Origin of the sequence: Nostoc sp. (assembly GCF_036917235.1) — a bacterium.
GTDB lineage: Bacteria > Cyanobacteriota > Cyanobacteriia > Cyanobacteriales > Nostocaceae > Nostoc.
The window spans coordinates 1-13,147 of record NZ_JBALDU010000076.1; the positions used below are offsets into that span (position 1 = coordinate 1).

Annotated in this window: 9 protein-coding genes and 2 pseudogenes; 9 read left to right on the forward strand and 2 right to left on the reverse strand. The window is 40.4% G+C overall.

The features are described from left to right. Positions 1-518: 518 nt before the first annotated feature. The 8 genes and pseudogenes from V7K44_RS21730 to V7K44_RS21765 all read left to right on the forward strand — a co-directional run bounded on the left by V7K44_RS21730 (position 519) and on the right by V7K44_RS21765 (position 7,965). Positions 519-845, forward strand: a complete 327-nt coding sequence (locus tag V7K44_RS21730; RefSeq protein ID WP_334934238.1) for a hypothetical protein — start codon at positions 519-521, stop codon at positions 843-845. Between the two features lie 79 nt (positions 846-924). After that, positions 925-1,473, forward strand: a complete 549-nt coding sequence (locus tag V7K44_RS21735) for a GIY-YIG nuclease family protein (RefSeq protein WP_334934240.1) — start codon at positions 925-927, stop codon at positions 1,471-1,473. A gap of 49 nt (positions 1,474-1,522) precedes the next feature. Next, positions 1,523-2,964: pseudogene (locus V7K44_RS21740) on the forward strand (protein kinase domain-containing protein). Positions 2,965-3,650: 686 nt separating this feature from the next. Next, positions 3,651-4,010, forward strand: a complete 360-nt coding sequence (locus tag V7K44_RS21745; RefSeq protein WP_334934242.1) for a Mo-dependent nitrogenase C-terminal domain-containing protein — start codon at positions 3,651-3,653, stop codon at positions 4,008-4,010. A gap of 21 nt (positions 4,011-4,031) precedes the next feature. After that, positions 4,032-4,306, forward strand: a pseudogene (locus tag V7K44_RS21750) (cupin domain-containing protein). Positions 4,307-4,700: 394 nt separating this feature from the next. Beyond that, positions 4,701-5,447, forward strand: coding sequence for a creatininase family protein (locus V7K44_RS21755; protein ID WP_334934244.1), 747 nt, complete (start codon positions 4,701-4,703; stop codon positions 5,445-5,447). Between the two features lie 326 nt (positions 5,448-5,773). Next, a complete protein-coding gene (locus tag V7K44_RS21760; RefSeq protein ID WP_334934246.1) occupies positions 5,774-7,015 on the forward strand; it encodes a DNA cytosine methyltransferase in 1,242 nt (413 codons plus the stop codon). After that, the gene (locus V7K44_RS21765; protein ID WP_334934248.1) at positions 6,988-7,965 is read left to right on the forward strand and encodes a Bpu10I family restriction endonuclease; all 978 of its coding nucleotides are present in this window, start codon (positions 6,988-6,990) and stop codon (positions 7,963-7,965) included. The genes V7K44_RS21760 and V7K44_RS21765 overlap by 28 nt, the downstream gene beginning before the upstream one ends. 194 nt (positions 7,966-8,159) lie before the next feature. Here the strand turns inward: V7K44_RS21765 and V7K44_RS21770 are convergent, their stop codons facing one another. Both V7K44_RS21770 and rimI read right to left on the reverse strand, forming a co-directional pair. Then, entirely contained in the window at positions 8,160-10,628 is a 2,469-nt protein-coding gene (locus V7K44_RS21770) for an ATP-dependent Clp protease ATP-binding subunit (RefSeq protein ID WP_069071487.1), read from the reverse strand. Positions 10,629-11,046: 418 nt separating this feature from the next. After that, positions 11,047-11,598: a ribosomal protein S18-alanine N-acetyltransferase gene (rimI, locus tag V7K44_RS21775; RefSeq protein ID WP_334934250.1), complete on the reverse strand. Its 552-nt coding sequence runs from the start codon at positions 11,596-11,598 to the stop codon at positions 11,047-11,049. Between the two features lie 92 nt (positions 11,599-11,690). On the opposite strand from rimI, the gene lysA reads away from it, so the two are divergent. Next, positions 11,691-13,094 carry a diaminopimelate decarboxylase gene (gene lysA / locus V7K44_RS21780; RefSeq protein WP_334934252.1) on the forward strand — a complete coding sequence of 468 codons (1,404 nt, stop codon included), beginning with the start codon at positions 11,691-11,693 and terminating at the stop codon, positions 13,092-13,094. The last annotated feature ends 53 nt before the right edge of the window (positions 13,095-13,147 follow it).

The window sequence follows — 13,147 nt, forward strand, 5'->3', positions numbered from 1 at the left end:
AGTTTAGGGGTAGCCCTACGCAAAAATAGCTCGATGCCAGGTTTTATAATTCATAACCAAAAGCCCCACGCCCCACAGCCTGGGGCTTTTGGTTTATCTCAGTATTCATGCCCACATTAACGTGAAGTATTTACCGAAAAATAGACTAGATAAAAAAAGGTTTTAACATTCTAAACTAAAACTAAATTTAGATATGCCGATCGCGTCACAATGCCAAAATGGATCTTGCTTACACCTAAACTTAATTATGTTTCAAAGAATTAAGCTTATTTTTTCAACACAGAGCAAGCAGAAATCACCTATGCTTGAACATTTGTTAAACTTCATGATTATTAACTATGGCAGCTTCCTTATGTAGCTGACAGAAGTCTTACAATTTAATAGGCTGAACATTTAAAGTTGTTACTTTTCAGCAAACACATCTATACAAAAAAGTAGACTTAGTTGCCTAATAATCTGTAATATATTGCCTATCTCATATCATTTAGTCGTTAATAACTAGCTATTAATACAATAAAATGTCACTTAAAATAGTTCATAGCTTTGATGGCAGTTTCACTCTTGAAGCTCAAGCTCAAGAAACTCTATTCAATTTATTGACAAGCGTTGCTTTCTTGAACCAAATTTGCCAACAGTTGGGGTGTGAGCGACTTAAATTTACAAAATTACTTTTCCAACCAGTTCCTTACAGCTTAACAACCACTAAAGGAATGCCAGCGGAATTTGAAAAATATCATGAATCTGATGAGTATGTCATCATTAATGTGCCACCAAATTTCATGTTCAGTGCTAAGATTTTTAAGCCCAGTCGCCTTTGTGCAATTTACCAAAAATTAATTGAGTAATGAATAATTTTAAAGATAACTTTTTTATAATTCGCAATTTTCAATTCTGAAGGCAAATAGTAAGTTTGATATTTGATCTATGGCTTCTGAAACAAATCTTTCTTCTTTGGCAACTCTGGAATATATTCCTTATATAGACGATCGCGGGCAATTACCCGAACAATTTCAAAGTAAAATCGGGGTATATGCTATCTTTGACAAAAACAAAGTGCTGCAATTTGTAGGATATTCCCGTGATGTTTATCTTAGCCTGAAGCAGCATTTAATTCGTCAGCCACAGCAATGCTATTGGGTAAAAGTTCAAACTATTGAACGTCCTAGTCGCGCAATTTTAGAAAATACTGAAAATGCTTGGATTGCTGAAAATGGCAGTGTGCCTTGGGGTAATGGGGATAAGAAGGAAAAATGGACTCATCCCATTGATGTCAAAGTTGTAATGACACCTGAAGAACAGGCAAGTTATCAAAATCCAGCTAATGATGAATTAGCACAAATAAAAGTTCTTAAAAACGTGGCACGGAGAGTAGAAGCAGAAATTTCAACGCAATTGTTAGAAGTGCGTGGTTTGCAAATGCAGATTCGCTTCAATCCTAAATTGAAAGAAGAAGGTTTACTAGATTTAAAATGAAGGTAGTTTTGGGGAAAACTATCTTATTGAATATCGTTTATAATCTCCCATGACAATACAGCTGCTGAACGATCGCTATCAAGTTATCCGCACACTGGGCGCTGGTGGATTTGGTGAAACCTATCTAGCTGAAGATACGTATATGCCTTCAAAGCGCCATTGTGTGGTTAAACAGCTAAGACCGATTCACAACAATCCCCAAATTTACCAGTTAGTCCAAGAGAGGTTTCAACGCGAAGCAGCTATTTTAGAAGAACTCGGTGGCACAAATGACCAAATTCCGGCATTATATGCCTATTTCTCTTCAGGTGGACAATTTTACTTAGTTCAAGAATGGGTTGAAGGCGATACCTTAACTGGAAAAGTCCAGAAGCAGGGGCTATTTAGTGAAGGTGCTGTCCAGGAATTATTCATGAATTTATTACCTGTCCTGGATTACGTTCACTCGAAGCATATTGTTCACCGCGATATTAAGCCAGATAATATTATTGTGCGTCATCGGGATGCTAAACCAGTGCTAATTGATTTTGGTGCTGTGCGGGAGTCAATGGGAACAGTAGTAAATTCTCAAGGCAATCCTACCAGTTCCATTGTAATTGGTACACCTGGCTATATGCCGAGCGAACAAGCCGCAGGTAGACCTGTTTATTCTAGTGATTTATACAGTTTAGGAATGACGGTAATTTATTTGCTCACTGGTAAACAGGCGCAACAACTAGAAACCGATTCTCAAACGGCTGAAATTGTCTGGCGGCAATATGCCAGTCATGTTAGCCCAATTATGGCAAGAGTAATCGATCGGGCGATCGCTACCCTACAGCCAGAGCAATGCTGGATTATTTGCAGAGCATAGCAAATCCAATTCCACCGACGCAACCCCTCTTGACTCAACCGACTGTAGTCTCCGCACCGCCACCTCAGACAGTGCCTATCAAACCACAGCCTAGCCCTCAAAGTAGTAATAGTCAGAATAATATTCTCATGGGCAGTTTGATAGCAGGTGGGTTAATTGGTGCATCTGTGATTATTAGTCAAGTGTTACCCAAATCTTCTCAACCCATAGCAGATAAAACGGTATTACCTTCAGAAACACCGTCAAATGTTACAAGCCCAGTCATAGAAACTCTCACATTGACACCAACGACCCCATCTGTTCCAACTCCATCACCTTCCGCGAGTACATCAATACCGCCAGTTGATCCCACAACTCTCAACAATTATCTCTGGCTTTCTCAAAGACTTGTAACTGATGCAGATTTGGATGGGAAAAGCGGTTTTGAACTCGATATTATGCGAAATTCGATTTTTGCCATTCATGGCCGCGGTTTTGAGAATACTGAATTGCAAAATTACTTTAATAACCAACCTTGGTATCGTCCTATATATTCACCAAAGACATTTCCAGCTAAATTGCTGACAAGATTAGAGCAACAGAATGTAAAATATATCAGCAAATATCAGGTTAATACTGGGTTAAGATATTTTAAATAACTAAGTTTTTCATAATCGGGGAGTGAGAACTGGGGAAAATAACCAATATTTTTCTATAAGAGGCTCTGCTAACGGCAAAATCTCACAGTGAGTAGTAGTTGGACAAAGCTGATTATATAAAAAAACTGTAGATTTACTCAGTACAAGTGCCCTTTGCTCTTGTGTAAGTCCTTATATTTGTTTTGACTTATCAATCGATTTATTACTACTTATTAGATAATATCTAGGTTAGTTTATGTAGTATATCAGACAATTATATGGATATTCAATACTCTAAAATTGAAAGATATTAGGGGGCTAATCCTAGCGAAATGTATGTAGGGTCAGAACAAAACTGTGTTTGTCTGTCATAAACTATATCTTTAGATACTAGTCAGTTTCAGAACCAAGCATTTATATCTAATATATAAGACTCCTATCTGTAAGATTAGAAATCGATAAGTTAAAGAAATGCCATTTTTATATTTTCTTTGTTATTTTGTATTTAACGGGACAGTTATTCATCATTTGGTGGGCTTAAATAACAATTAGTTAAACCATTTCCCTTCCCAAAGATGCATGTAAATTGTTTGCATTATGCTTACTTTTCTTCTGAATCTACAAGCACAATGCAAATTGACCAAAAATATTGAACATTTTCGATCGGTAAATAGTTCATCTACACAAGGAAAGCCTTGCCTAAAACTATGCTTAAAACACAGAGTCATCGTATTTTTTTGCCTGCTTTTATTAAACCTTTAGAAGAAAAGAATCAAATAGGTAGTAAAAAGCAATTTGCTCAACCCAAATTAGATTTATTGCAACCATTACGTCAATGGCTCGATAAAATCGAGATTCAGAATCGGAAATTAGCCAAATTTATTGCTAAAGTAATTCCTGCTCAGTGTCCATTCGAGCGTGATATCATGCTTTTTGGCCGCAAAATAGCTCATATTCCGCCAATGTGCAAGCTGAATCCGCTTTATAACGAACTTGTCTACTTGCGTTTTCGCGCTTTGTGTTATCTAGTAGATCAGTGTGGAGAGGATATTCAATCTTACTGCTGAATATAACTAGAAAAAAACAATATGGAAATTAAAATTGAGCATCAACTTAAGACTTGAATATCTCAATGAATTAGGTGTATTGAAATGGGAAATTTGGAAAAAGGAAGTTTCAAAATTCCCTTGGACTTATGATTCTCAAGAAACTTGTTACTTTTTGGAAGGTGACGTACTTGTTACTCTTGATGGCGGAGCAGCAGTGCAAATGGGTAAGGGCAATTTAGTGATTTTCCCGGCTGGTATGTCCTGTACATGGGATAATTACAAAGGACGTAAAGAAGCATTATTACTTTGAGTAGTCAAAAATCAAAATCGATCAACTTTTTTCTTGATTATCCAGAAAAGCAACATTTCATAAATCAATTTTGATTTCTATTATGGGAAAGTTCGCGGCGAGTATCGTAGGATAAAATGGCAGAATCGGTAAATTGCTTATATCCATCTCTGTCGAAACTTGTTGCAACTGCATCCCTAAACAATATTCGTAGAAATAGATAGTCTAATTATCTCCAAATTTTGCAGTGGACAAAGATCCCCGATTTCTCAAAAAGAAGTCGGGAATCTTGTGGGATCGCCAGCACAAAAAATCCAGAGAGTTCATAATCGTGTTAGTGGGAGTTTAGTTACAGAAGATGCTGTTTAGCGGCACAAGGTTTCATCCCACCACAATTTTACTGAGGAAAATTATTAAGAATGTTACTGCATTTAAGTACTTGGCAAGAAGTCGAAGCTTATTTACAGCAGTCAAAGGGTATTATTTTTCCTATTGGTTCCACAGAACAACATGGGCCAACGGGGTTAATTGGTACTGATGCTATTTGTGCAGAAGCGATCGCAGCTGGTGTAGGTGATGCAACTCAAGCGATCGTCGGCCCTACAATCAATGTGGGCATGGCATTGCACCATACTGCTTTTCCTGGCTCAATCAGTCTGCGTCCCAGCACTTTAATTCAAGTAGTGCGAGATTATGTAACTTGTTTAGCCAAAGCTGGTTTTAGCAAATTCTACTTTATTAACGGACATGGCGGTAATATCGCCACCCTCAAAGCTGCTTTTTCAGAAACTTACGCGTATTTAGAAGATTTGCAGATTGCCAATGCTCAACAAGTGCAATGTCAAGTGGCAAACTGGTTTATGTGCGGTTCTGTATATAAGCTAGCTAAAGAATTATATGGGGATCAAGAAGGTTCTCATGCAACGCCAAGTGAAGTAGCCCTCACGCAGTACGTTTATCCAGAGGCGATTAAGCAAGCACCTCTTTCACCAGAAGTTGCAAGTGGACATCGGATTTATAGCGCTGCTGACTTTCGAGTACGTTATCCAGATGGACGCATGGGATCAAATCCAGCTTTAGCAACGCCTGAACATGGTAAGCAATTTTATGATTTAGCAGTGAAAGAACTTAGCAATGGCTATTTGGAATTTGTGAACGCAGAATAAAACTCATGAAAAGACATTGTAGAGATGCAAGTAAAATCGTGTCTCTGCATAAAATGTCCAGCTAATAACTTTGCTAGATAGTCACCAGCTTCACCACTACTACTATAAGCGTGAGGTTCTCCTTCCGCGAAGATTTCGACAATTTCTCCTTAAAAAATTCTTAGTGACATTAACAATTGTGCGTTTGTCATTAAAAATACCAAAAATTACTTATAGCCAGGATATTTTAACTCGAACAACTGTATGGCAGGTTGACAAAGGGGTACAAGCGTATCATCCTAGAGTGTTTAGAAGGTAAACGCTATGAGTAACCACATTAAGAGCCTATGGTAACAGCACAACCTATAACTATTGATTTGTTTGCTGGGGCTGGCGGCTTCGGTCTAGGTTTCGAGATGGCAGGTTTCTCTGTTCCTTTATCGGTTGAGATTGATGCCTGGGCTTGTGATACACTGCGTCATAACCGTCCTAATATGACAGTTATTCAACAAGATATCCGTGATTTAAACACTGCAAGTAGCGTTAAAAATATCTGTCTCTTCAAACCGGATATTGTTATTGGTGGCCCTCCATGTCAAGGTTTTAGTATTGCCGGGCCAGCACAAAAAGATCCTAAAGACCCTAGAAATAGTTTATTCATTAACTTTGCTCAGTGGATCTGTTTTCTTCAACCTAAAGCTTTTGTAATGGAGAATGTTAAAGGTTTACTTTCACGCCAAAATTTTGAAGGCACAAAAGTAATAGATATTATTAAAGAAACTTTTGCGAATCTTGGATATTTTGTAGAAGTATGGTCATTAAATGCTGCTGAATATGGTGTACCGCAAATCAGAGAGCGGATATTTGTTGTTGGAAATAAAACAGGGAGAGAATTAAATATTCCTCCAAGAACACATTCATTCAATTTATTGGATATCCATAGCTCTCAATTATCAATATTTGCACGTATGAGTTTACTTCCTGCCCTAAGCTTGTGGGATGCTATCTCAGATTTACCACCACTAAATGCACGTGAGGGAGAAGAGGAACAACCTTACATTTCAGAACCTCTAAATAGCTATCAAAATTGGATTAGGAATGGCAGTAAAACACTTTACAATCATGTTGCAATGGATCATTCTCAGAGGCTTGTAGAACGCTTTAAACATATTCAATGGGGTGAATCAAGTTCAGACGCACCAAAAGAACATGGGGCTAGACGACGTAGTGGAAATGGTGAATTATCTCAGATAAGTTATGACCAGAATAATCGACGTTTAAATCCGTATAAACCATCACATACAATAGCAGCTTCGTTTTACGCTAATTTCCTTCATCCTTTCCAACATCGCAATTTGACAGCCCGTGAAGGGGCGCGTGTCCAATCTTTTCCTGACACTTATCGTTTTCTAGGGAAGAAGACTGTTGTATCTCACAAATTATTACATCGGGAAGAGAGATTTGATGAGAAGTTTCTTTGCCAGTACAATCAGGTAGGTAATGCTGTACCACCTCTTCTTGCAAAAGCGATCGCACTTCATCTTCAAGAGAAATTAGAGCTATGCCCAAAAGCGATAGGAACCCTTTAGTTCACGGCTCTAATCTTGAACAAAAGGAGAATCACCGCACAAAATACAGAGATGTTGATAGTAAAAAATATCTCAGTGAGATTAGAACTGAGTATGATAAGTGGCGTTCAGCTAATTTCCAATTAGTTGGCCCTACATCAATACCTACCGATCAAGATGACGCAATTATTGCTATTAGAGTAGAACTTCTATCCAAATATAAGGACTTTTTAGACCAGCAACATTATGCTGAGAAGTTTGATTCTAGATCGAACCTTCACTCTAGTGTGCTGGAGGAATTTTTGTACTATCTGTTTAAAGATTTAGTCAGAGACTTTGGAGAAAATGCTCTCATCGGCAAATCACATACATTCAAAGATATTTTCTTTGTACCGCCAAAATACTCTGAGATGCTTAAACGACCGTATGCACGTATTGAAAAGAAAGATCATGACTTTGTAATTGGAGCAACTATTCAAGCATCATTTGAAGCAGCAACTCCACCGGAGAAAGATGAAAATCCTGGCGAAATCCTCTCACTTCTTAAAGAGGAACCGGAAAATTACTCTGAAGTTACAGTTACAGGAAACACCGAAACACACATTTTCGATATTCCAGTTGTTGCGATTGAATGTAAGACATATCTCGATAAAACTATGCTCGAAGGTTCATCACGAGCAGCAGAGGATTTAAAGGCAAGAAATCCAAATAGTTTGTATGTTGTACTTATGGAGTGGATTAAGCTGACCAGTGATGTCAATCTTCGGAAGTACAAGGTTGACCAAATTTATGTACTACGTCAGCAAAAAAATACTGATCGAGAATTTAGATATGAAGACAAATATGTTAAAAATTCGATTAATCCAGTTGTAGTTCAACATCTATTTTATAAAGTGCGGAACCATTTGAAAATGGACTGGACTGGCGGAATTGAACACGGAATAGAGCGTGGGTGGCTAATTGACGAGTAGCTACTGACCTTAGTAGACGCTTGTGACACTTGCGTAAATCACAGAGGACTGACGCAAGTGGTTCTCAATCATCTTCTTTAAAAATGCAAAATAGCTTATGCTCTAATTGATTTGACAATAAAAAAACGGTAGAGCAATAAACACTCTACCGTTTTCTAATTTTTATTTGAGACTTAAATCCCAAACCCTAAATCTTACTCAACACCTTGAGGTAACAATTCCCGACGCTGTTGAGAACTAACTTGGACAATGCCATTTTCATCCACATCAACAAGGGCTGTATCGCCATCTTTGATACGACCAGACAGAATTTCTTCTGCTAGGCTATCTTCTAACAGACGCATAATTGCCCGACGTAATGGCCTTGCGCCGTAGCTGGGACTGTAACCTTCTTGGATCAAACGATCCTTGAAGCGGTCTGTGACTTCTAAGGTGATACCCTTTTCCGTCAGACGACCAAATACTTCCTTGAGCATAATTTCGGCGATTTGAGTCACTTCCGGCTTGTTCAACTGACGGAAGACGATAATTTCATCGAGTCGGTTGAGGAACTCTGGACGGAAGTACTGCTTGAGTTCTTCGTTGACCAAAGAGCGAATCCGGTTGTAAGTTGACTCGCTGGCATCTTCGGAGAATTCAAAGCCGATACCGCTACCGCCTTTTTCAATTACCTTAGAACCAATATTGGAAGTTAAAATCAGCAAGGTGTTCTTGAAGTCCACCGTGCGACCTTTAGCATCAGTTAACCGACCGTCTTCCAAAATTTGCAGCAGCATGTTGAATACATCGGGGTGCGCTTTTTCGATTTCGTCGAACAACACCACGGTGTAAGGTCGCCGCCGCACGGCTTCGGTCAACTGACCACCTTCGTTATAACCAACATAACCTGGAGGGGAACCAATCAGTTTGCTGACGGTGTGACGCTCCATGTATTCGGACATATCTAAGCGGATCATCGCTTCTTCGGAACCGAAGAAGTAAGCAGCTAAGGATTTCGCCAACTCGGTTTTACCTACACCAGTAGGCCCAGAGAAGACAAAGCTAGCTATGGGTCGGTTGGGATTTTTCAAGCCAACACGAGCGCGACGAATTGCCCGTGAAACTGCTTTCACAGCTTCATCTTGACCAATTAAACGCTGGTGCAAGGTGTCTTCCATGTGCAGCAGCTTTTCAGATTCAGATTCGGTGAGTTTATTCACCGGTACTCCAGTCCAAGAAGCGACAATGTGAGCAATGTCTTCTTCTGTAACTACTGGTTCTTCACCTTCTGTGCCAGTTGCATTGGTCTTGCTTTGAGCGATCGCCCGGATTTCGGCTTTGATTTCCATTTCGCGATCGCGCAGTTCTCCAGCTTTGTCGAAGTCTTGAGAGCGCACCGCGTCATCTTTTTCTTTTAATATCTGACGCAGTTCTTTATCTAACTCTTTGGCTGCGGGTGGCAGTTGGGAATTAATCAAGCGCACCCTAGAACCAGCTTCATCAACTAAGTCGATGGCTTTATCTGGGAGGAAGCGATCGCTAATGTAACGATCTGATAACTTCGCCGCCGCCACTAATGCTTCGTCGGAGATTTTCAGTTTATGGTGTTGCTCGTAGCGTTCGCGCAGACCATATAAAATTTCAATTGTTTCATCAACTGTAGGTTCGCCAACCATTACTGGCTGGAAACGTCGCTCTAGGGCTGCATCTCGCTCGATGTGCTTCCGGTATTCATCTAGGGTTGTAGCGCCGATGCACTGCAACTCACCCCTGGCCAAAGCTGGCTTGAGGATATTTGCTGCGTCAATAGCACCTTCTGCTGCACCCGCACCAATTAAGGTGTGTACCTCATCAATCACGAGAATGACATTACCCGCCGAGCGGATTTCATCCATGATTTTTTTCAAGCGTTCTTCAAATTCACCCCGATATTTGGTTCCTGCTACGAGCAAACCAATATCCAAGGTAACGACGCGTTTATCTTCGAGGATGTCAGGGACATCTTTGGTGGCAATGCGTGAAGCTAAACCTTCAGCGATCGCTGTCTTACCAACCCCTGGTTCCCCAATCAGCACTGGGTTATTTTTGGTTCGGCGACCCAATATCTGAATCACTCGCTCAATTTCCTTGGCGCGTCCCACCACTGGATCGAGCTTATTGTCAATCGCCATCTGGGTCAGGTTTGAACCAAATTCATCCAGAGTCGGGGTTTTTGTGCGCCCGGATGAACCGCCTGGTGAAACTTCGGCAGTTTCTCCCAACATGCGGATGACTTGGGTTCTTACCTTAGATAGATCCACACCGAGGTTTTCTAGCACCCTGGCTGCGACGCCTTCCCCTTCGCGGATTAGGCCCAACAGCAGATGCTCGGTGCCAATGTAGTTATGCCCCAGTTGGCGTGCTTCTTCCAAGGATAGTTCTAAAACTCGCTTTGCCCGTGGCGTAAACGGAATTTCCACGGCAACAAAGCCCGATCCCCGTCCTATAATTTTTTCAACTTCAATTCGGGCATCTTTGAGATTGACGCCCATTGATTTCAGCACCTTTGCAGCCACACCAGTGCCTTCGCCAATTAGACCCAGGAGGATCTGCTCGGTTCCAACAAAGTTGTGACCTAAACGGCGGGCCTCTTCTTGGGCCAGCATGATTACCTTAATGGCTTTTTCAGTGAAGCGCTCAAACATGGCTTTATCCCATCATCTGCGGTCGTGCCGGTATGCTGATTTTAGCACAGGCAAAGCTTTTGGATGCCTGTATAACAGATTATAGACATCCTGAAGCTATGACTTTAGTTGATGGGCTAATTGTTAACTATTGACTACTCTTATCTGGCTAGTGTACTGAGGAGCTTTAGTTCACCAGCGTTTTTGGGATTTATTACAAATAGCTGACTGCTTAGATTAAGGGTTTTTTTACTCAATCCCAAACATTTATATTTAACATATATATTTTTTAATATCAAGTAAAAATAATTTATATATTATATTCTTATGAGATAATAATTTTTAATAATATATTTAAATTTAAATTAGCGTAATAAAGTTGCATTTTTTTGCTGAGGGCGATCGCAAGCCCGAATAGATCAAAATTAATAATGCCCAACTACTTAAAAAGCAAGTGCCAAAAGGATTTTTCCAGGCGATCGCTGACAATGGAATACCATTGGTCTAAAGTTGCTTTAAATTTGCGGTGTTGTAAATCTGGCAGCCAAAGGATTAAAGCATCTTCATCGTTATCTTGGTAGTAGCGCCGCCGCCGCCCAGCTGTTTTGAAGCCAAATTTTTGATATAAAGATATTGCCGCCAAGTTGGAAGCTCGGACTTCGAGGGTAGCTCGCTCCATTTTGCGATCGCAAGCTGTCTTAATGAGTGAATATAATAAAGCCGCACCCATTCCTTGACGGTGATATTGAGGATGAACCGCCAAAATTGTAATGTGGGCTTCGTCTAAAATTGACCAGAAGCAACCCATTCCTAGCAAACTGATGCTGGAGGACGGAGAAAATAAACCGAGTAAATCGCTGTTGGGACTATCCAATTCTCGTTTGTAGCCGTCCAGAGTCCAAAGTCCACCAAAACAAGCTCGATCGAGTTCCAGAATAGCACTGAGATTTTCTGATGTCAGTAATTTAATTTCTAAGTCTAATGAAATCACATTTATTGAATAACGTTACAAACCCTTTGTACACTGGGAATCGGGAGACAAACTCAAAGCCCGTAATTTGAACAAGGAAAACTTTTATAGTTATGGTATCGACTCACCCCACTGGGGTTCAACATTCTGGAAGTCAATATTTACCTCAAAGGCACGACAGCAAGGCAAATCCATCGCCTAATCAGGAACTTTTACCCTTAACTGCCAGAGTCCATAATCATGACCTCTTGGAAATTGGTGGGTGTGATGTCACGACCCTAGTTGAGCAGTTTGGTTCACCTTTATATATTTTAGATGAAGAAACCCTGCGTTCGGCTTGTCAGCAATACCGAGATACTTTCAAGCAATACTACAAGGGCGAATCTCAAGTATTGTACGCCTCAAAAGCTTGGAATTGTTTAGCAGTTTGTGCGATCGCAGCATCAGAAGGTTTAGGAATCGATGTAGTTTCTGGAGGCGAACTTTACACCGCCTTACAAGCGGGTGTTAGTCCCGATAAAATTTATCTTCACGGAAATAATAAATCTCGTGAAGAATTAATTTTAGCGATCGAGTCTGATGTCACCATTGTGGCGGATAACTGGTATGAGTTACGTACCCTTGTGGAAATAGCCCAACCCTCTCTTCCAATCCGCATCATGCTACGGTTAACTCCTGGTATTGAGTGCCACACTCACGAATATATTCGCACGGGACACTTAGATAGCAAATTTGGCTTTGATCCCAACGATTTAGATGAGGTGTTTGCTTTTGTCAGTCAACAACCTATCCTTAATTGTATAGGGGTACACGCTCATATTGGTTCCCAAATTTTTGAGCGCCAACCGCATCAAGATTTGGCTGCTGTCATGGTGCAGTGGCTACGGGATGCCAGGAAGTATGGTTTAAATATTACAGAGTTAAATGTTGGTGGCGGTTTGGGGATTAAGTACACAGAATCAGACGATCCCCCAAGTATTGAAGAGTGGGTGAAGGCGATTTGTGAAGTTGTCCAAGAAACTTGTGCAGCTGAAAATCTGCCTTTGCCGAAATTATTGAGTGAACCAGGGCGATCGCTAATTGCCACAGCTTGCGTTACTGCCTATACTATTGGTTCATCCAAAGTTATTCCAGAAATTCGTACCTACGTAGCGATCGATGGGGGAATGTCCGATAATCCCCGCCCGATTACTTACCAATCAGTTTATCGGGCAGTTGTTGCCAATAAAATGTCTTCACCTTTAACCCAAACAGTCACAATTGCTGGTAAACATTGTGAATCAGGAGATATTCTGATTAAAAATGCTCTCCTCCCAAAGACTGAACCAGGGGATATTCTCGTAGTTATGGGAACTGGTGCGTACAATTACAGTATGGCATCTAACTACAACCGCTTGCCCCGACCGGCAGCAGTCGTAGTGGCGAATGGCGAAGCAAATTTAATTTTGCAACGTGAAACTTATAAAGATTTAATTCGACAAGATCGCCTACCAGAAAGGCTAAAAAATAGTCATTAGTCCTTGATAATTGGTCATTAGCTAGGAGCTAAACCCCGTCTATTTTGAAACCT

Coding starts and splice junctions, on each gene's coding strand:
- V7K44_RS21730 (WP_334934238.1), top strand. CDS start 519: ATGTCACTTAAAATAGTTCATAGCTTTGATGGCAGTTTCACTCTTGAA.
- V7K44_RS21735 (WP_334934240.1), top strand. CDS start 925: ATGGCTTCTGAAACAAATCTTTCTTCTTTGGCAACTCTGGAATATATT.
- V7K44_RS21745 (WP_334934242.1), top strand. CDS start 3,651: ATGCTTAAAACACAGAGTCATCGTATTTTTTTGCCTGCTTTTATTAAA.
- V7K44_RS21755 (WP_334934244.1), top strand. CDS start 4,701: ATGTTACTGCATTTAAGTACTTGGCAAGAAGTCGAAGCTTATTTACAG.
- V7K44_RS21760 (WP_334934246.1), top strand. CDS start 5,774: ATGGTAACAGCACAACCTATAACTATTGATTTGTTTGCTGGGGCTGGC.
- V7K44_RS21765 (WP_334934248.1), top strand. CDS start 6,988: ATGCCCAAAAGCGATAGGAACCCTTTAGTTCACGGCTCTAATCTTGAA.
- V7K44_RS21770 (WP_069071487.1), bottom strand. CDS start 10,628: ATGTTTGAGCGCTTCACTGAAAAAGCCATTAAGGTAATCATGCTGGCC.
- lysA (WP_334934252.1), top strand. CDS start 11,691: ATGGTATCGACTCACCCCACTGGGGTTCAACATTCTGGAAGTCAATAT.